Below are 18,982 nucleotides of genomic sequence, written 5' to 3'. Positions count from 1 at the left end.
CTGTGCCCGCGGGCGAGTGCACCTCATCCCTCGCCCGCCGGCGGGACGACATACAGCGTCAGCGCAAACACCGCATAAATGAAGATCATCAGGGCGCCGACGAACCATGCCGAGCGTCCACTGGTGGTGATGAAGGTCGCCGTGACTGTTGCGATCATCACCATGGTGACGGCGCCAGGCCAGAACTGAAGGTTCATTGGCGTCGGTCCCACGACATAGCTGAGCAGCACGAGCGCGGGTGCAACGAACAGCGCGATCTGGGAGGCGCTGCCGAGCGCAATGCTGACGACCATGTCGAGGCGGTCCTTGCGCGCAGCGGCAAGGGCAACTGCAAATTCGGCAGCGGCGCCAACCAGCGAAACGATGATGAACCCGACGAAAGCCGGACTCATGCCGAAGGTCTCCGCCGCCTTCTGCACCGATTCCACGAAGATCTCGCTCACCAGCGCCACCAGCACGGTGACGGCCAGCAGCGTCCCAACGGCTAGCCCGATCGGCCAGTGCGCTTCCTCCTGCTCGCCGTGATCGGCGCTTGCGAACAATTCCTTGTGCGTCCCGAGCGAGAACCACAGGCCAAGCGCGTAAGCCGCGATCAGCAGGACTGAAATGCCGACGCTAAGCTTGTGAATGACGCCTCCGTCCTGCGGCAAATGCTCGAGGTCGGCGACTGCCGAGGGGGCCAGCAGGGCGACTGTCGCCATCAGCAACAGGCCGGACGACAGGCGCGCGCCGGCACGGTTGTACTCCTGCACGTGGTAGCGCAGGCCGCCGAGCAGCAGGCAGGCGCCGAGCATGAATGTCGCGTTGGTGACGATGGCGCCGGCAATCGAGGCCTTCACCAGCATGTACTCGCCTGCCCGCAGCGCCGTGATGGCGATGATCAGCTCCGTCAGATTGCCGAGCGTTGCGTTGAGCAGTCCACCCACGGCATCGCCGGTTCTGGCGGCGACCGCTTCGGTGGCGTGGCTGAGCAGCGCCGCCAGCGGCACGATCGCAAGCACGGCGAGCACGAACAGCAGCGTGTGGGAATGCGGGGCGACCGCGTCCGCCACCAGCACGATGGGCACGAAGACCAGCATCCAGAGCAGAGGTGTATCCCGGATTTCCCTGAGCAGGGTTGTCATATGGGCCGCCCTTTCCATGGATGCGTTGATGGAAAGGTCCGGCGGCGCCGCGGGGTGAGTCTTGATCTGGCTCAAGCGGGCCAGAGGAGACGGGCCACTGGACGTCAGGAAACGGACGTCGCGCATGATGAGAATGCGCCCTTGTCCCCGACCGCTGGCACGATAGCATCATGCCAGTGTTTTGCCCGACGGGTCAACGTGATCACTGTCACGAAGGTCGTCGCGACGCGCTCCGAAAATCCCTTATCGATCAAGGAGCCTGCTACTGTGCATGGGGTTGTTTTTCGAGTTTTTGTGTTGGCCCCCAAAAAAATCGCAGGCATCCGCGACGATGGCTCACTCCGCCTGCAAGATCTCCGCGATCGCAGCACCTGCCGCGATGGTGCCGAGCTTGCCGCCGACGTCGCGCGTCGCTCTGCCCTCGCCGATCGCTTTCGCCACCGCGGCTTCGATCGCACGCGCCGCTTCCTCGTAGCGGACGGCGCCGCTCTTCTCGCCGTGCCAGGCCAGCAGCAACGCGGTCGACAGGATCAGCGAGACCGGATTGGCAACGTCCTGCCCCGCGATGTCGGGCGCCGAGCCGTGCGCGGCCTGCGCCATGGCGAAGCGATCACCGACATTCAGCGAGCCGCCGAGGCCGAGGCTGCCGGAGAGCTCGGCCGTGAGATCGGACAGGATGTCGCCGAACATGTTGGTGGCGACGATGACGTCGAAGCGATCGGGGTTGCGCACGACATGCGCCATCATGGCGTCGACCAGGATGTCGTCGACTTCGAGGCCGGGATAGCCCTTCGCCGCCGTGCGGCAGATGTCGAGGAACATGCCGTCGCCGAGTTTCAGCACATTGGCCTTGTGCACGATGGTCAGATGCTTCCGCCGCTTCATCGCCAGACGACAGGCGGCGTGCGCGATACGCTCGCAGCAGAGGCGCGTGATCCGGCGCAGCGAGATCACGACGTCAGGCGTGACCAGCATCTCGCCATTGCCCTGCTCCATGTTGCGGTCGGCGTAAAACCCTTCGGTGTTCTCGCGCACGACGACGAGGTCGAACTCGCCGAGCCGGCCGGGCCGCCCCGCATAGGTGCGCGCGGGCCGGACATTGGCGTAGAGGTCGAGACTCTTGCGAAAGTGCCTGGACGGGTTGATCTCGCCATGCGCCTCGTCCTTGAAGTCAAAGGTCGCGGTTGGCCCCAGGATCAGGCCGTCGGCGGCGCGGACGATGTCGAGCAGCTCGGGGCGTACCGTCGTGCCTGATAGCTTCAGGCTCGCATGCCCGACCGCGTGCTCCTCGAGCCGCAGATTGAGCTGGAAGCGCTCGGAGGCCGCACGCAGCACGCCCGATGTCGCGGCCGTGATCTCCGGTCCGATGCCGTCACCGGGCAGAACGACGATTTGCATGGTGATCCCCCAAGATTGCAGCAGCTGGCGCAATCATACGCCAGCCGCCGGCCGCATCGCCTCACCTTCGCGCATACACAGCATGCAAGCATATGCCTGTGGAAGCGGCCTTCGGCGTAGTACATGCCGAAAGTCCCCTTTCACCACGCCGCCGGAGCAACGCGCCAGGCAATGACAATCACGTTACCTGCCGCCGCGCGCGAGCCCGATCATCCCATTGCCGACGGCCTTCCGGCCACGCAGCGGCGCTGGGCGATCGCCGCCATCTTCACCGCGCTGGCGATGGCCTCCCTCGACACCGCGATCGCGAATATCGCGCTGCCAGCCATTGCCGCCGATTTGCACGTCACGCCGGAGCAATCGGTCTGGGTGGTCAATGTCTACCAGATCGCGCTGGTGGCCACTTTGCTGCCGCTCGGTGCGCTCGGCGAGATCGTCGGGCACCAGCGGATCTATCTCGGCGGCCTGATCCTGTTCACCATCGCCTCGCTGTTCTGCGCGGTGGCGTGGTCGCTGGACAGCCTGCTGGTCGCGCGCACGCTGCAGGGCCTGGGGGCCAGCGGCATCATGAGCGTCAATACGGCGCTGGTGCGCTTCGTCTATCCCGGCCGGATGCTCGGCCGCGGTTTTGGCCACAACGCGCTCGTGGTCGCGACCGCCTTCACCATCGGTCCATCGATCGCCTCCGCCATTCTCGCAGTCGGCCCATGGCCCTGGCTGTTCGCCGTCAACATTCCTTTCGGCCTCGTCGCGATCGGGATCGGCTTTGCAATGCTGCCGAAGACGCCGCGCGCCGATCATGGCTTCGACTTCCTCGGCGCAGTCCTTGCGTCCGCCTGCCTCGGCCTGTTCATCACGGGAATCGGCAGCGCCGCGCACAATCTGTCGCCTGTTGTCGTGGGCATCGAGCTGATCACGGCCCTCGCACTCGGCTTCATCCTGACGCGCCGGCATGCCGACCATCCCGCGCCGATGCTGCCGATCGACCTGTTCAGCCGGCCGATGTTCGCGCTGTCGGCAGCGACCGCGGTGTGCTCGTTCGCCGTGCAGGGCCTCGCCTTCGTCTCGCTGCCGTTCTATTTCGAGGACGTGCTCGGGCGTTCGCAGGTCGAGACCGGCTTCTTCATGACACCCTGGCCGCTGGTGGTCGGCATCATGGCGCCGATCGCAGGGCGCCTCTCCGACCGGCACGCGGTCGGCCTGCTCGGCGGCATCGGGCTCGTGCTGCTCGGCCTCGGCATGGCATTGCTCGCGATGCTCCCGTCCAATCCTGCCATTCCCGACATCATCTGGCGGATGGTGATCTGCGGCATGGGGTTCGGCTTTTTCCAGGCACCGAACATGAAGGCGGTGATGTCGAGCGCGCCGCCGCACCGCAGCGGCAGCGCCTCCGGCATCGTCGCGACCGCACGCCTGACGGGCCAGACCACGGGCGCGGCGCTAGCCGCCCTCTGCTTTGCGCTTGCCGGCCACGACGGCGCAACCGTCGCGCTGGCCCTCGGCGCCGGCTTTGCCGCGCTCGGCAGCGTGATGAGCTTCCTGCGGCTGGCGGTGAAGTAAGCCTTCAGGCCAGGTGCCGGGCTGCGGTGGTGTCGAGCGTCGCAGCGGTCGGGATGACCGTCTCGTCATCGAGCGCAGCGAGGCGCCCGTCGATGGCTTCGATGATCTTGCGCGAGAACGGCCCGAGATGCGCATAGGCGGCAATCATCTGCACCGCGATCCGTGCCGATGACGTGTCGCGCTTGGCGCAGTTCATGAAGGTCTGCCACAGCGGCCCGCGCGCTTCGGGAAGGGCGGTGACAACGCGGTGCACCGTCTCCATCGCCCCGACCCGCGAGCGGATGTCGCCCTCGGCGAGCTCGGGGCGCTGCCTGGATCGGTCGAGCAGCGTCATCAGGCGGTCGACGCGTCCTGCGTAGGCGGCGGGGCTGTAGATGTGCTCCAGCACCCGCTTGTAGTCCGTCAGGATGTCGCGCAACGGGCGGACCGGATCGAAGTTGATGCCGTCCGTGCACTGATCGGCGCCGATGGTCGGCGCCAGATCGTGGCCCGGATGCAGCCGGCCTTCACGCTCGAGTCGGCGCGTGAGCTGCGTGTTCGGCAACGCATAGAGCAGGCCGACCATGGCGACGGGAATCGCGGCCTCCTCGATGAAATCGATCATCGCTTCCGCCATCGAGACCTTCTCGGTGTCGAAGCCGACGATGAAACCCGCGGTGACGAGCATGCCGGCGGCATAGATCTTGTGGATGCTCTCGGCGATGTTGCGCCGCGTGTTCTGCTTCTTCCGCATCGCGACCAGCGTTGCAGGGTCCGGACTTTCGATGCCAACGAAGATGCCGAAGAAATTGGCCGCGCCCATCAGCTCCAATAGCTCGGGATCGTCGGCCAGGTTGACCGAGGCCTCGGTGGACAATTCGAAGGGATAGCCGTGCGCGCGCTGCCATTCGGCGAGCTGGGGCAGGAACTGCCGCAGCGACTTCTTGTTGCCGATGAAATTGTCGTCGACGAAGTCGAGATGGCCGCGGTAGCCCATCCGGTAGAGCGTCTCGAGCTCGACAAACATCTGCTCGACCGTCTTGGTGCGCGGCACACGGCCGTAGAGCTCGATGATGTCGCAGAACTCGCAGGTGAACGGACAGCCACGCGAATATTGCACACCGAGGTAGAGATAGTCCTCGAACTTCAGGAGATCGAAGCGTGGCACCGGCGTCTTTGTTACGTCGGCCTGGAATTTCGGCGCAGTGAAGACGCCGGCGCGGGCCCCGCTTTCCCAGGCCGCGATGAACTCGTCGATGACGCTTTCGGCCTCGCCGAGCACCCGGAAGTCGGCCCGTTCGTAGACATGGGGGCTCGACGTCGGATCGGGTCCGCCGACGACCACCGGCTTGCCGGCGGCGCGGCAGAGTTCGATCAGGCGCAGCGTATCGGCCTGCTGCGGCAGCATGCCGCCGGTGAACACGACATCGGCCCAGGCGAGATCCTCGTCACCAAGGGGCTGGGTGTTGCAGTCGATCAGCCGGACCGTCCAGTCCTTCGGCAGCATCGCGGCCACCGTGATCAGGCCGAGGGGGGCCGCGGGTCGCTTCACACCCATCAGCTCGCAGGATTCGCCAAAGCTCCAGAACGACTCCGCCAAGAACAGCGGATAGAGCATCAATACGTTGCAACGCTGCGGTACGTTCATGGAATCCCTTTTTGCTTCGTCCCAGTGTACCAGAGCGCGTTCGTCTTGCACCCCGGTAAAAAGGACAAACTGTCGCCGCAATGCAGCGCCGACGGGGCCTGGAACCGGCAATCACAGCCGAAAGTCGTCTCAAACCGCGTATCTGGCGTTTAGGGCTGGAACCCGGTCCTGGGCAGAGCGGGCAATCAGCCGCGCTCGCTGGCAAGCATCTTCCGGCTGCTCGCCAGGACGTCGCTGCACCAGGCGAAGAACGCGCCGAGAAACGCCCGGCCGGCCGCATCGGTGCGGGCGTGCTGCCGCAGCGTCTCGAACCCCTGCTCCATCCGCGACGCATTGCGCGCGAGCAGCGCGCGGATGTCGCTGCGAACCTGCGGGTCGTCTTCCTGCTCCAGCATGTGCACGTCGAGCTGGGTGACGTGGATGAACGAATATTGTGCGTGCAGCACTGCGGTCATTGGACGCGGCCGGTCGACCACGATCGGGCTGGGATAGAGCTCGTCCTGCGGATTGCTGATGATCCGGATCGCATTCTCGTTGGCGACGCCGAATGCCCTCAGCTTGTGATGGGCCATTTCATGGACGATCGCCTGCGCGGTCGCGAGCGGGCAATTGACCGTGAGGCCGATGACGCCGAACCGCGCGTCGACCGAGTGGCTGGCCGAGCCGAGCCGACCGGGCCCCTCGGTCGGCTGCTCGGTGTCGTGATAGCACTGGATGGTGTGCACGATATCAGGCCATTGTTTCGCAGCGAGCGGCCAGCGGCGGACGTAGTGCAGCGCCTGCTCCAGCGCCCGGATGGCTTGCGCGTCGGGGACAAACCGCGGCGCCGGCAGCAGCGGATCCTCCGTGCGCAGGGCAACCCTGCCATCCGCAATGGCCGGCGCACCGTTCACCGGGGGACGCTGCGGCGGCAGCGGCCGCCACGGCGTCGGCTCGGTGTCGATCAGGCCGAGGGCGACGGCGGTATCGTGGCCGTCGGCCTGCGGTCGTGCCGTGCGTTCCCAGTCAATCGACGTCGCGTCCATGGCGATCTCTCCTTCGAACCGGTCAGTGCGGACGACCACTCGTCGTCGAGAGGGCCGCGGAGACGCGCCCTGCGCGTCCAGGCAGCAAGGCAAATCCCATCGATGCCGCAAGGGTGTCCATATCCCCAAGCCGGTGCAGCGATCGGTCGGTGCCGATCACGATCACCGATTTCGCGATCGCGCGGACAGCGGCAAGCGGTTCGCGGCCGCCAAGCCGTTCCGCATCGACGAAAGCGAGGTCGACGCCATCAGGTGCAAGACGCGACAGCGCCGCAATCGCCGCGATGCTGGTCCCGCCGAGTACCGGCAATGACGCACCGAGGCGCCGGCGCGCGGCTTCAGCTAGCGCGGCATCTTCCTCGGCACCGTATAATCTCAGCTTTGGCCTCGTCTGCGCGATCAATTCCAGCAGCAATCCATCGCCGCATCCGACATGCACGGCCGATCCCGCGCGGCGCAGCGCAGCGGTCTGCTCCCAGACCACCGTGCTGAAGCGCGAGCGCATGGCGAAGGGGTTTTCGAAACCGGCCGCTTCAAATCCGCCGCCGAGTTCGGTGAGGATATCGGCGCTGTCCGCGGGCTCGACCGCTGCGGCCTTTCGCTTGTCCAGGTGCGTCGCCGCCGCGCGTTGACGAGGCCGCCGATGCGACGGTGTGCCCTCATCGGACAGCCATGTGCAGCGGAAGGTGGCCGTCGCAATCTCGGCAACGCCATTGACAAACGACGCACACACCGTCCAATCCGCCATCTCTTCGAGCCAACTCATTTCCGCGGCCAATCCCAGCTGGCGGCCGAGATCGATGAACTCACGCGAACGATCGCGCGTAGCGGAACAGTCCGCAGAACAAGGCCCGTGTCTCACCGGCCCCAGTCCCAGAACCGCGAGCGCGACATGGGCAGGCACGGCCGCTTTCTCCTCGCGCGCGAGGATGCCGGCCAACGGATCGCTTCCGCCACGCCGAAGATGGTCCGCCCAGGATCTTGCGCAGCATGCGGGATAGCCGAACCGTATCGCCGCCTGCTCCTGGCCGTCCGCCGCCGGCTCGGCGATCGATGTGTCGAGCGGCGCGGCGCCGATCAGGAACGCATAGTCGAGCAGCCGCTTCGGTTCGGCGATCGATGCCTCAAGCGGCCAGTCGACGGCATAGCCAAGCGACGCCTTGACCGGCTTGGCCTCCAGGCCAATCGCGCGCGCCCGCTCGGTCAGGGCGTCGATGCCATCATAGCCAGTCCACACCAGCGTGGCCGGGATGCGCTTCCGGCGCACCATCTCGAATTCGATCGCTAGCGCCGCATGCCTGAGGCGATCCAGACGCGGCTGCCAGAGCGCGCGCGCCTGCGGTCCGGTGAAGCTGATGCGCTGAGTCGCTGCCTTGGCGACGGCTGGCTCCCGCGGCGCGGCCGCGAGCGGAGGACGGGGCCAGGTCAGCCAGCAGGTCGGCCAGGCGGACGTCATGGTGCGTCCGCCTGCTGGAGCAACGAATGCAGGGTCGGATTGTCGCCGATCGACCAGGCGGCGATCATCTTCGCTTCGAGATCGGACCGGCGCTCCAACCGGCTGATCGCGACCTCATCGTTCGCCTGAAGCTCGGTCTCGATGTCCTCGAACAGGCCGAACCACACCGGGCAATCGATCGAGCGCATCCGCCAGTCGCCGTCGATCGCGGTGCCCGGACAATTGCCCTTGCACGCCAGGAAGAACCGGCACCCCTCGCATCCGCCATCGGCCTGCGGCGTCCGGTAAAGCGAGAGCTGGCGCTCGAAGGCCTCGCGGCCGGCACGCAGATGGGTCACGCCATCCTTGTTGGTGCGGCCGCAATTGCCGAGCCGGCCATCGCTCTCGACGCCCACCACGGCGCGCGTTGCATAGGGATCGCAGGCGTGGAAGACGCATGAGGTCTGCGCGTCATCGCCCCTAAGCATCGCGGCCATCTCGGCGAAGATGTCGAACTGGACTGACAGCAGCTCCTGTTCGAGCCGGCGCAGTCGCCTCAAGGCCGCAAGGTTCTCCTGCGCGGTGAGCGCGAGACCCTCGCCCCCTTCCGTTTCGTCCTGCTCCAGCAGGTGCAGGCGCAGCTTGCGCACGCCGAGGCTACCGAGAAACCCGATCCACTCGCACAGCACGCCGAGCCGAGCCGGCGCGGCATTCATCCGGTTGAGCGTCACGATCACGTTTGGCGGCATGCCCTCCCGGCACAGCGTCTCGATCGCCGCCTCGATGCGCGCCGTCGCACGCCGCGTCGCCGCCAGGCTGCCGGCCCAGCGAGCATCGTTGAGCGGTCCCGGCCCGTCGATCGAGATGCCGACGCGCACGTGGTATTTCCTGAAGAGCTCGATGTCGCGCTCCTCGATCAGCGTGCCGTTGGTCTGCATGCCGACGCCGCCATGGCGGTCGAAGCCCAGCTGCATCAGGCGTTCGAGATCGGGCCGGCGGGTCAGCATGATCTCGCCGCCGAACAGGCTGAAGGGTTCCGCCAATCTGTCCAGCGTCGCCATGATCGCGTCGAGATCGTAACGCGTCGGCACGTTGCCGGCGGTGCGGATGCCCTCCTGATAGCAGTAGCGGCACTTGATGTTGCACTTGTCGCCGAGGGGGCGGACTTCGACGGTCATGGCTGCACCCGTTCGAGGCCTGCCGGTTCATCGCTGGCGTTCATCAGGGCCACGTGCAACCCGTTTTCTTCCGGCGGGGCGATACGCTCGCGTGGCAAAACGAATCCAAGCGGAAATTCGGCACGGGCGTCGGCGTCAAAAATCTCGCGGCCGGCCTCGGTGACGAGCGACAACACTCTGCCGTCGATCTCGATCGCAAACCGTCGCGCCAGAATCGCATCCAGTGCGGCCTCGACTGATGCCGCATCCAAACGATCGGCAAGCTGTTCAATGACGCTCAGTCGCGTGCAGGGATTGCGCAGCAGATTGAGCACGGCGATCTCGGCCGGTGTCGGACAATAGAACGGCTGGAGCGCGCATGCCCGGGTGTCGCTGACGAGATGCGCCGTGCCGACCGCCGTCATCGTCAATTGCGGCGCAAAGGGCTGATCGAACCAGCGCGCACGCCAGGCCGCACTCGCGGCCTTGAGCGACACCAGATCCTGCTCGCGCGCGGCATCGGGTGCGTCGCCCTCGAAGAAATAAGCGAGATCGAAGAGATCCTCGTCAGGGACATCGTAGATCGCGCCATAGGCCGGCATCGGCGTGACGTTGCGGAATCCGATCTCGGCGGCGCGCTCGAAATTGGGGCTGAACCGGTCGAGCCGGATCCGGCCGCAGCCGACCGGCGGCTGAAGGTGTTCGAGCAGCGGGACCATCTTGGCGACGGCGTCGTAGGCGTCGCGTGGCTCGCCGGGAAATCCGTACAGGATCGACCAGACCAGCCCGACGCCGAGCTCGCGGCAATTGCGCAGCAGGCGCAGGTTGAGCAAGGCGCTCACACCCTTGCGCATGAGATGCAGCACCGGATCCGACAGGCTCTCGATGCCGGGCTGCAACCAGACCGTCCCGGCAAGCGCCAGCTTCTCGAGCTGCGCCTCGTCCATATTGGCCTTGATCTCGTAGAAGAAGCGAAAGCCGTGCGCCGGGCGTTCGGCGAGCCTGCCCAGCACGCCCTCGATATGGGACATGCCCAGGATGTTGTCGGTCGCGGCAAAGCGGCCGATGCCGAACTCCGCATGCAGGGTCTCGATCTCGCTGAGCACGCGCGGCGCCGACTTGGCCCGGAACGCCATGCCCTCGCCGTTGAGGCCGCAGAACGTGCAATGGTGCTTCTGCCCCCACCAGCAGCCGCGCGAGGACTCGAACGGAATCGAGGGACGCACGCGCGCAGCTTCAGACATCCAGGGCAGTTGCGCGAAATAGTCGGCGTAGTCGGGGATCGGCAGCGCATCCATCGCGGTCGGACCGGCTGCTGCGCCAGCAGCCGGCTGGTCGCGGGACAGGCATCCCGGTAGGCCGCGAGGCTCTTCGCCGCGCAGGATTGCCTCGACGGCCGGCCCGAACACGGTATCGGCCTCGCCGTTGAAGACATAGTCGATCTGCGCAAAGTTCTTCAGCAGCACCGCGCCCATCGGCCCATGGCAATTGGCGCCGCCGAAGCAGACGACGACGGACGGATCACGCGCCTTGACCGCGGCCGCGATCGCCAGCGAAGCGGCCGTCTGCTCGAACATCGAGGTGAAGCCGATGATCTTGGGGGTGCGTTCGAGCAGCCGGTCGGCCGCTTCCGCCACGAAGGACGGGATCAGGTTGCGGCGGATCTCGTAGAGCTGGTCCAGCCCCTTGCGCTCTATGGCGGCGCTGAGCTCGCTGAGGTGGCGCTGCGCCTGCGGCCGTCCGGGCCGCGTGCCCAGGCAATCGCCGAACAGCCAATCGCCGGCGAGGAGATGGCTCGGCAACTTCTCCGCAAGCTGCTCGTTCAGATCGAGCCCGATGCGGTCGGCGAAGAGCAGGTTCAGATAGAGCGTCTCGGCCCGAATGCCCTTCTGCCGCAGCAAGGCCTGCAACAGGCCGAGCGCCGCCGACGGCCGCACCACCGACATCACCGGCGCCGAGCAGAAGAGGACATCGACGCTCATTGTGCGGCCACGAGGTTGGCAGATGCGGCTTGTCCGTCCAGCAGGATCTCGCAGGTCTCGATCTGGCCGTGGCGCGCCTCGGCGGCTTCGCGCACGCGCGCCAGCAGCTCTGGCGAGCGGAAGATGCGGTCGCAGGCGGTGCAGATGCCGTCGAAATCCTCAACGCGCATCGGCACGGGATCGGCGGCCGTGACTGCGGCGAGGATGGCGACGGGTCCCTCCAGCCTGATCCATCTGTAGAGCGGATCGTCCGCGGCCGCCTGCATCGCGGCTTCGATCCCTTCCTTCGCGATGTGGCCCACCTTCAGCGAGTCGTAATGGGGAAGCACGCCGCAGCAGGGCCGGATGCCGCCCTCGTGATCGACCGTGACGGTGTGGAGAACGGACTCGCAGGGACCGCGATAGGCGGAGGCGTGGTGAACGCGGCCCGCCTGCGTGTCCTCGTCCGTGCCGTCGCCGCGACCGGTCGAGTTGGCGACGGTCTCATAGATGTTGATGCCGGGCTCGTCCTGAAGACCGAGATCGGCGCGCAGGCTGGCGGCGGTGATCTTCGAACCCGCCTCGACCACCACGGCGATCCGAAGCAGCAGGCCGCATTCGCGCGCAGCGGCGACCGCGTTGGCAATGAAATTCAGCGGCACGAACTCGGCGTGGGGATCGTCGTAAGACAACGTCATTTCGGTGAGCCCGGCCGCGCGCAATTGCCGAACAGCCGCCGTTGCGCGCGCGGGCGACTTGGCCCAGAACGCGCTCGTGGTGATGCCCGCGCGCAAGCCCAGCGACGCGGCCAGTGCCACGGCGTCGGCAACGATATCCGCATGCAGCATCGGATCACCCCCGACGAAATGGATGATCTCCATCGACGGATCTGTGCGGCCTGCTGAATACAACGATGAACGTCCGCGGCGGACAGGTGCCCGCCGTGAAACATGTCAGATGAAAAGCAGCAATGCGAACATTTGAGCGGGCATTTCAGAGTGACGTTCAGAACGAGATTGGTAGGCGTCACCCTGGCCGCGCGGAAATCGGATAAAAATTGTGCGCCGAACGCCATGGCCGACGACCCCATATCCCGGCTGCCCGGCGAACCGGTCAGCCGGCCATCGTGATCTGCAGATGCGGGATCAGAGGATGTCGATATGGATCGTACCGGCCTGTACGCCGCCGCTACGCGTGGCCAGCTTGTTCCGCAGCATCGACGCCGTCTGGTCGTCGAGCTGTACGCCAACGCTGCTCAGATAGGAGACCGGGTCCTTGCTGACGTCGCTGGCGAGGCTGAGCAGATCGGCGTGGGTAGTGAGTCCGGACGGTGACTTGGCTTTGAGATCGTTACCTGACGCGAGAACTTTTTCGAGATCGATCGTGACGATGCGGCCCATGGCGATTCTCCCTTAGGATGGACTAATGATCCATCAAACCAAAGGTTGTACAATACCCTCAGATAGTCAAACGAATTCGATGCGACCAAAGGCTGCGGATTTGCACCGCCGTTCACAACGCAACACCGCGCTCCCGACATTCTTCCCCGCGCATGCCAGCCTCGCTGTTGGCCACCCCTCGGACTATTGATTTGAACAGTTCCAATTTGCCAGACACATTGCGCCCTGAGTCCGATCGGTGGATTGGGCCAATCAGGGGACTTGCGATGGCAAACCTAACAATCAACGGAAAAACCTTCACGCTCGACGTCGAGCCGGATACGCCGCTGCTCTGGGCGATCCGTGAGAATGCCGGCCTGACCGGCACCAAATATGGCTGCGGCATTGCGCAATGCGGCGCCTGCACCGTTCACATGGACGGCGTCGCCATCCGTTCCTGCGGGATTTCGGTCAGCGAGGCCGAAGGCAAGAAGATCACCACGATCGAGGGGCTCGCATCCGGCGACACGCTGCACAAGGTGCAGGCAGCCTGGATCGCCAAGGACGTTCCGCAATGTGGCTATTGCCAGAGCGGCATGATCATGGCGGTGGCCGCACTCCTCGCCGAAAAGCCGAAGCCGACCGACGCCGATATCGACGAAGCCATCACCAATATCTGCCGCTGCGGCACCTTCCAGCAGGTGCGCGAAGCGATCCACACGATCGCCAGCGCCTGAGGAGCCGCCCCATGAACAAGCATGTTTCTCCCAAGATGAACCGTCGCGCCTTCGTCATCGGCACCGCCGCTGTCGGCGCCGGCCTCGCCATCGGGCTCGATCTCCCCTTCGGTGGCCCCGCCGCGGTCCGCGCGGCCGACGGCTCGCCGGAAGTCAACGCCTGGGTCGTGGTCAGGCCCGACGACACCGTCGTGATCCGCATCGCCCGCTCCGAGATGGGCCAGGGCTCGCTCACCGGCCTCGCCCAGCTGGTCGCCGAGGAACTCGAATGCGACTGGTCGAAGGTCACGACCGAATACCCGACTCCCGGCCAGAGCGTCGCCCGCAAGCGCGTCTGGGGTGATTTCTCGACCGGCGGCAGCCGCGGCATCCGCAGCTCGCAAGACTATGTCCGCAAGGGCGGCGCCACCGCGCGCGTGATGCTGATCGAGGCCGCCGCGAATGAGTGGAAGGTGCCGGCCTCCGAATGCACCGTCGCCAAGGGGGTCATCACCCACAAGGCGTCGGGCAAGACGACAACTTACGGCAAGGTCGCCGAAGCCGCCGCCAAGCTGACGCCGCCGGCCGACGTGAAGCTCAAGGATCCCAAGGACTGGACCATCGCAGGCAAGGGCCTGTTGCGGCTCGATACCGCCGACAAGACCACCGGCACGATGATCTACGGCATCGACGTCAAGCTGCCGGGCATGCTGAACGCCGCGATCAAGGACTGCCCGGTGTTTGGCGGCAAGCTGAAGAGCTATGACGAAGCCAAGATCACCGGCATGAAAGGCGTCAAGAAGGTCGTCAAGGTCGGCGACACCGCGGTTGCGGTCGTTGCCGACACCTGGTGGCACGCCAAGACCGCGCTGGAAGCGCTGCCGATCGTCTGGGACGAGGGCGAGAATGCCAAGGTCTCGAGCGAGTCGATCGCGAAGTGGCTGGCCGAGGGCCTCGACGATTCGCAGCCGGCCTATGTCGGCAACAAGAACGGCGACGTCAAAGCCGCGATTGCCGGCGCAGCGAAGAAGGTCGAAGCGGTCTACAACTACCCTTACCAGAACCACGCCACGATGGAGCCGATGAACGCCACCGCGCTCTACACGGCCGACAAATGCGAGGTCTGGTGCGGCACGCAGAACGGCGAGGCCGTCTTCGCGGCGGTGCTGGAGGCCTCCGGCCTGCCGGCTGAGAAGTGCGACATGTACAAGGTGATGCCCGGCGGCGGCTTCGGCCGGCGCGGCCAGACCGACTACGTCCGCCAGGCGGTCATGATCGCCAAGCAGATGCCGGGCACGCCGATCAAGCTGTTGTGGTCGCGCGAAGAAGACATGGCGCACGGCAGGTATCACCCGATCACCCAGTGCAAGATGACCGGCGCGTTCGACGCCAACAACAATCTGGTCGCGCTGCACTACCGCCTGTCCGGGCAGTCAATCCTGTTCTCGCTGCGCCCCGAAGCGCTGCAGAACGGTATGGATCCGGCCGCATTCCAGGGCGTCGCCCAGTCCGGCGAAGCCGCGTTCGGCTATTCGGTGCCGAACCTCCTGATCGAGCATGCGATGCGCAACCCGCACGTTCCGCCCGGCTTCTGGCGCGGCGTGAACGTCAATCACAACGCGATCTACATGGAATGCTTCATGGACGAGCTGGCCCAGGCCGCAGGCCAGGACCCGCTCGAATTCCGCCGCAAGCTGATGGGCAATCATCCCAAGCATCTGGCGGTGCTCAATGCCGTGGCCGAGAAGATCGGCTGGGACAAGCCGGCACCGCAGGGCGTCTATCGCGGCATTGCGCAGGTCATGGGCTATGGCAGCTATGTCGCCGGCGCCGCCGAAATCTCGGTGACCGACGGCAACAAGATCAAGGTGCATCGCATCGTCGCCTCCACCGATCCCGGCTACGTCGTCAATCCGGCGCAGGTGGAGCGGCAGATCGCCGGCTCCTTCGTCTATGGCCTGTCCGCGTTGTTCTACGGCGGCTGCACCGTCAAGGACGGCAAGATCGAGCAAACCAACTTCGACACCTACAACTCGATGCGCATCAACGAGATGCCGAAGGTGGAATCGGTGATGGTGCCGAGCGGCGGGTTCTGGGGCGGCGTCGGCGAGCCAACCATCGGCGTCGCGGCGCCGGCGGTGCTCAACGCCTATTTCGCGGCGACGGGCAAGCGCATCCGCTCGGTGCCGCTGCGCGACCAGAACATCACCTTCGCCTGAGAAACGCCGCGGCGGCTGCAACGGCCGCCGCGGCATTTTTGCCTGGATGATCCTGATGACCACGCGCCCGGTGACACGGCGGAATGCCGTGCTCGGCATCACCGCGGCCGCCGCAACGCTGGCGCGGCCATCGGTCCTGCGTGCGCAATCGGCAGCACGTATCGTCGTGGTCGGCGGCGGCTTTGGCGGCGCGGCCTGCGCCCGCGCGCTGAAACGCGCGCAGGAAAACCTGCAAATCATCCTGATCGAACCGAACGCGGTCTTCACCTCCTGCCCCTTCAGCAACGAGGTGATTGCGGGCCTGCGTGAGATCGACGCGCAGCAATTCGACTATGACAAGCTCGCCGCCGAGGGCATCACCGTGATCGGCGAGGCCGTGACCACAATCGAGCCGCAGCGGCGCAGCGTCGTGACGACCGACGGCGTCGCGCTGCCCTATGACCGTCTCGTGCTCTCCCCTGGCATCGACTTCCATTTCGAGGCCCTGCCCGGCTATGACGAAGCGGCATCCGAAAAAATGCCGCACGCCTGGAAGGCCGGGGCGCAGACTCTGCTGCTGCGCAGGCAGCTGGAGGCAATGGCGGACGGCGGCACGGTCGCCATCGCGATCCCGGCCAATCCCTCGCGCTGCCCGCCGGCGCCCTACGAACGCGCCAGCCTGATCGCGCATTACCTGAAGACGAAGAAGCCGCGCTCGAAGGTGCTGGTCCTCGATGCCAAGGACAATTTTTCGCAGCAGCGGCTGTTCGAGAAGGCGTGGAAGGAGCTCTATGGCGACATGATCGAGCGCATCGCGCTGTCGCAGGGCGGTCGCGTCACCTCGGTCGATCCTTCGACAAGGACCATCATCACCGAGTTCGGCAACTACACGCCTGATGTCGCCAACGTCATCCCGCCGCAACGCGCCGGCCGCATCGCCGAGATCGCGGGCGCGGCGGATGCGACCGGCTGGTGCCCGATCGATCCCGTGACCTTCGAGTCGAAGCTCGTCCCGAACATCCACGTCATCGGCGATGCCTGCCTCGGCGGCGGCATTCCCAAATCGGCCTCGGCCGCGAGCGCACAGGGCAAGGCCTGCGCCGCCGCCATCGTCAACCTGTTCGTGGGCCGCGCGCCGGAGACGCCGCGGCTGACCGGCGTCTGCTATACAACCGCCGCGCCCGGCTACGGCTTCTCGCTCGCCGGCAACTACCAGCCCAGGGGTGACATCTTTGCCGAGGTCGAAGGCGGCGCGACCAGCCCGGTCGATGCACCACGCGAGCTCCGCGCCCGCGAGGCGGCTGAAGCCGAGCGCTGGTTTCAAACCATCACGGCAGACACCTTTGGCTAGAGCATTCCTTCATATCGCGGCGCTGATCGCCGCCGGCCTTGCCCTGGCTTGCGGCGCAAGAGCCGACGAGCTCGTGCGCTACAAAATCATCGGTGACACCATCCCCGAGCCGCTCACGGGCGCGCCGGCCGATCCCGCGCGCGGACGCGCGCTGGTGGTGGTGCGTTCCACGACCTGCATCCTCTGCCATTCCGGTCCGTTCCCGGAGGCGCGGTTCCAGGGTGACCTCGCACCCGATCTCACCGGCACCGGGAACTGGTGGTCGGCTGGCCAGTTGCGGCTGCGGCTGGTCGATGCATCGCGCTACAACCCGCAGACCATCATGCCGTCCTATTATCGCAACGACGGGCTGGTCCGGGTCGGGCGCAATTTTGCCGGCAAGCCGATATTATCCGCCGCGGAGATCGAAGACATCGTGGCCTTTCTTGTAACGCTTCGGAACTAGCTTCATGCCAACCACGCGACGACAATTCCTGAGTATTGCAGGCGGCGCGACGGTCGCCGGGACGATCCCGATCGTCACGTTGCGACCGCTGGAAGCGACGCCGGCGATGCTCAGCACCGCGATCCGCAACGTCGTCGGCGAAGCCCAGATTCACACCGGCAAAGTCAAGCTCGACATTCCGCCGCTGGTCGAGAACGGCAACACCGTGCCGGTGACGGTGAGCGTCGCAAGCCCGATGACGGCGACCGATTACGTCAAGAGCATCCACGTCTTCAACGAGAAGAACCCGCAGCCGAACATCGGTAATTTCTATCTCAACCCCTCCTCCGGCCGCGCCCAGGTCTCGACCCGCATGCGGCTGGCCGACACCCAGAAGGTGGTGGCAATCGCACGCATGTCCGATGACACGTTCTGGCAGGTCGCCGCCGACATCGTCGTGACGCTGGCCGCCTGTACCGAGGAGATGAACTGATGGCCGCGCTCATCAACGTTCCGGCAAAGGCCAAACGCGGCGATGTCATCGAGATCCGCACGCTGACCTCGCACATCATGGAGACCGGCTTCCGCCACACCGCGGACGGCGCGCTGGTGCCGCGCGACATCATCACGAGTTTTACGTGCCGCTACAATGGCACCGAAGTTTTCCGCGCCGACCTGTTTCCGGCGATCGCGGCCAACCCATACCTCTCCTTCTTCACGGTCGCGAAGGAGAGCGGCAAGTTCGAATTCGAATGGATCGGCGACAACGGCTATTCGTCGACCGCATCGGCCTCGATCACGGTCGAATGATCTTTTGGCGCGCGATAGCGGCGGCAACATTGTTGGCCGCGGCCCCTGCCCTGCTCGCCGGCGAAATTCCGCCGGACGCGCGCCGCTCCGGCTATTCGTTCATGGGGCCGGACACGCGCGCGATGCAGGATGACGACACGTCCAATCCGGGCATGCTTTTCGTGCTCGACGGCGAGGCGCTCTGGGCGAAGAAGGCCGGCAGCGCCGACAAGGCCTGTGCGGACTGCCATGGCGATGCAACGACCAGCATGAAGGGTATCGCGGCGCGCTATCCGGCCTTCGACAAGGCGCTGGCGCGCCCCGTCACCCTCGACCAGCGCATCAACCTCTGCCGTGCCAATCATCAGCAGGCGCCGGCGCTGCCCTACGAGAGCCGCGACCTCCTGGCGCTGTCCGCCTTCGTCGCACACCAGTCCCGTGGCGTCGCGATCACGGCTGGCGATGATCCGGAACTGAAGCCTTTCGTGGCGCAGGGCCGCGACCTCTTCATGCGGCGCGAGGGCCAGCTCAACCTCGCCTGCACCAATTGCCACGACGACAATTTCGACAAGCGTCTTGCGGGCGCGCCGATCACGCAAGGGCAGCCGACCGGCTATCCGCTCTACCGCCTGGAGTGGCAGACGCTGGGGTCGATCGAGCGAAGGTTGCGCAGTTGCATGACCGGCGTACGCGCCCAGGCCTATGATTACGGCGCGCCCGAGCTGGTCGCGCTTGAACTCTACCTGATGTCGCGGGCGCGCGGCCTGCCGATGGAGACGCCTGCCGTGCGTCCCTGAGTCCCCAGATTAGGACTAGGCAGGCGTGGCACGGCCGTTAG

General features: G+C 65.8%; 17 protein-coding genes. 8 read left to right on the top strand and 9 right to left on the bottom strand.

Annotated features, from left to right (window positions below):
• Window positions 1-23 precede the first annotated feature (23 nt).
• On the bottom strand, window positions 24-1,124 hold the full coding sequence (gene cax, locus AB7535_RS04450) for a calcium/proton exchanger (protein WP_085404482.1): 1,101 nt from the start codon (window positions 1,122-1,124) through the stop codon (window positions 24-26).
• Between the two features lie 336 nt (window positions 1,125-1,460).
• Window positions 1,461-2,522, bottom strand: a complete 1,062-nt coding sequence (locus tag AB7535_RS04445; protein ID WP_085404483.1) for an isocitrate/isopropylmalate dehydrogenase family protein — start codon at window positions 2,520-2,522, stop codon at window positions 1,461-1,463.
• A gap of 171 nt (window positions 2,523-2,693) precedes the next feature.
• Here AB7535_RS04445 and AB7535_RS04440 point away from each other — a divergent pair, with 171 nt between their 5' ends.
• The gene (locus tag AB7535_RS04440) at window positions 2,694-4,082 is read left to right on the top strand and encodes an MFS transporter (protein WP_085404484.1); all 1,389 of its coding nucleotides are present in this window, start codon (window positions 2,694-2,696) and stop codon (window positions 4,080-4,082) included.
• Window positions 4,083-4,086: 4 nt separating this feature from the next.
• Here AB7535_RS04440 and AB7535_RS04435 read toward each other — a convergent pair whose 3' ends face one another.
• From AB7535_RS04435 to AB7535_RS04405, 7 genes are all read right to left on the bottom strand, one after another.
• Complete coding sequence (locus tag AB7535_RS04435; RefSeq protein ID WP_439037229.1) at window positions 4,087-5,709, bottom strand: B12-binding domain-containing radical SAM protein; 1,623 nt, start codon at window positions 5,707-5,709, stop codon at window positions 4,087-4,089.
• A gap of 185 nt (window positions 5,710-5,894) precedes the next feature.
• Window positions 5,895-6,734, bottom strand: a complete 840-nt coding sequence (locus tag AB7535_RS04430) for an aKG-HExxH-type peptide beta-hydroxylase (protein ID WP_085404486.1) — start codon at window positions 6,732-6,734, stop codon at window positions 5,895-5,897.
• A gap of 22 nt (window positions 6,735-6,756) precedes the next feature.
• A complete protein-coding gene (locus tag AB7535_RS04425) occupies window positions 6,757-8,190 on the bottom strand; it encodes a hypothetical protein (protein ID WP_085404487.1) in 1,434 nt (477 codons plus the stop codon).
• Window positions 8,187-9,347 carry a radical SAM protein gene (locus tag AB7535_RS04420; RefSeq protein ID WP_085404488.1) on the bottom strand — a complete coding sequence of 387 codons (1,161 nt, stop codon included), beginning with the start codon at window positions 9,345-9,347 and terminating at the stop codon, window positions 8,187-8,189. Before AB7535_RS04420 ends, AB7535_RS04425 begins: the two co-directional genes overlap by 4 nt.
• The gene (locus AB7535_RS04415) at window positions 9,344-11,308 is read right to left on the bottom strand and encodes a RiPP maturation radical SAM C-methyltransferase (protein ID WP_244623184.1); all 1,965 of its coding nucleotides are present in this window, start codon (window positions 11,306-11,308) and stop codon (window positions 9,344-9,346) included. The genes AB7535_RS04420 and AB7535_RS04415 overlap by 4 nt, the downstream gene beginning before the upstream one ends.
• Window positions 11,305-12,168, bottom strand: a complete 864-nt coding sequence (locus AB7535_RS04410; protein WP_439037228.1) for a radical SAM superfamily enzyme — start codon at window positions 12,166-12,168, stop codon at window positions 11,305-11,307. Before AB7535_RS04410 ends, AB7535_RS04415 begins: the two co-directional genes overlap by 4 nt.
• 264 nt (window positions 12,169-12,432) lie before the next feature.
• Window positions 12,433-12,687 (bottom strand): hypothetical protein, encoded by a 255-nt coding sequence (locus AB7535_RS04405; protein WP_028150121.1) that lies wholly within the window; start codon window positions 12,685-12,687, stop codon window positions 12,433-12,435.
• Between the two features lie 266 nt (window positions 12,688-12,953).
• Between AB7535_RS04405 and AB7535_RS04400 the strand changes: the two genes are divergently transcribed.
• Genes AB7535_RS04400 through soxA form a run of 7 tightly spaced genes read left to right on the top strand, consistent with a single transcriptional unit; the run spans window position 12,954 to window position 18,941 of the window.
• Window positions 12,954-13,403: a (2Fe-2S)-binding protein gene (locus AB7535_RS04400; RefSeq protein ID WP_028156974.1), complete on the top strand. Its 450-nt coding sequence runs from the start codon at window positions 12,954-12,956 to the stop codon at window positions 13,401-13,403.
• An 11-nt stretch (window positions 13,404-13,414) separates the two neighbouring features.
• The gene (locus AB7535_RS04395) at window positions 13,415-15,601 is read left to right on the top strand and encodes a xanthine dehydrogenase family protein molybdopterin-binding subunit (protein WP_085404491.1); all 2,187 of its coding nucleotides are present in this window, start codon (window positions 13,415-13,417) and stop codon (window positions 15,599-15,601) included.
• Window positions 15,602-15,647: 46 nt separating this feature from the next.
• Entirely contained in the window at window positions 15,648-16,931 is a 1,284-nt protein-coding gene (locus AB7535_RS04390; RefSeq protein WP_193560891.1) for an NAD(P)/FAD-dependent oxidoreductase, read from the top strand.
• Window positions 16,924-17,376 carry a sulfur oxidation c-type cytochrome SoxX gene (gene soxX, locus AB7535_RS04385; protein ID WP_085404492.1) on the top strand — a complete coding sequence of 151 codons (453 nt, stop codon included), beginning with the start codon at window positions 16,924-16,926 and terminating at the stop codon, window positions 17,374-17,376. The genes AB7535_RS04390 and soxX overlap by 8 nt, the downstream gene beginning before the upstream one ends.
• Window positions 17,377-17,380: 4 nt before the next feature.
• The gene (locus AB7535_RS04380; protein ID WP_085404493.1) at window positions 17,381-17,848 is read left to right on the top strand and encodes a SoxY-related AACIE arm protein; all 468 of its coding nucleotides are present in this window, start codon (window positions 17,381-17,383) and stop codon (window positions 17,846-17,848) included.
• Entirely contained in the window at window positions 17,848-18,165 is a 318-nt protein-coding gene (soxZ, locus tag AB7535_RS04375) for a thiosulfate oxidation carrier complex protein SoxZ (RefSeq protein WP_014497100.1), read from the top strand. The genes AB7535_RS04380 and soxZ overlap by 1 nt, the downstream gene beginning before the upstream one ends.
• The gene (gene soxA, locus AB7535_RS04370) at window positions 18,162-18,941 is read left to right on the top strand and encodes a sulfur oxidation c-type cytochrome SoxA (protein ID WP_085404494.1); all 780 of its coding nucleotides are present in this window, start codon (window positions 18,162-18,164) and stop codon (window positions 18,939-18,941) included. The genes soxZ and soxA overlap by 4 nt, the downstream gene beginning before the upstream one ends.
• The last annotated feature ends 41 nt before the right edge of the window (window positions 18,942-18,982 follow it).

Origin of the sequence: Bradyrhizobium sp. 956_D2_N1_4, assembly GCF_052076025.1 — a bacterium.
Lineage (GTDB): Bacteria > Pseudomonadota > Alphaproteobacteria > Rhizobiales > Xanthobacteraceae > Bradyrhizobium > Bradyrhizobium barranii.
Note: the sequence above shows the minus strand (reverse complement) of the source record. Positions and strands in the feature narration are given on the sequence as shown.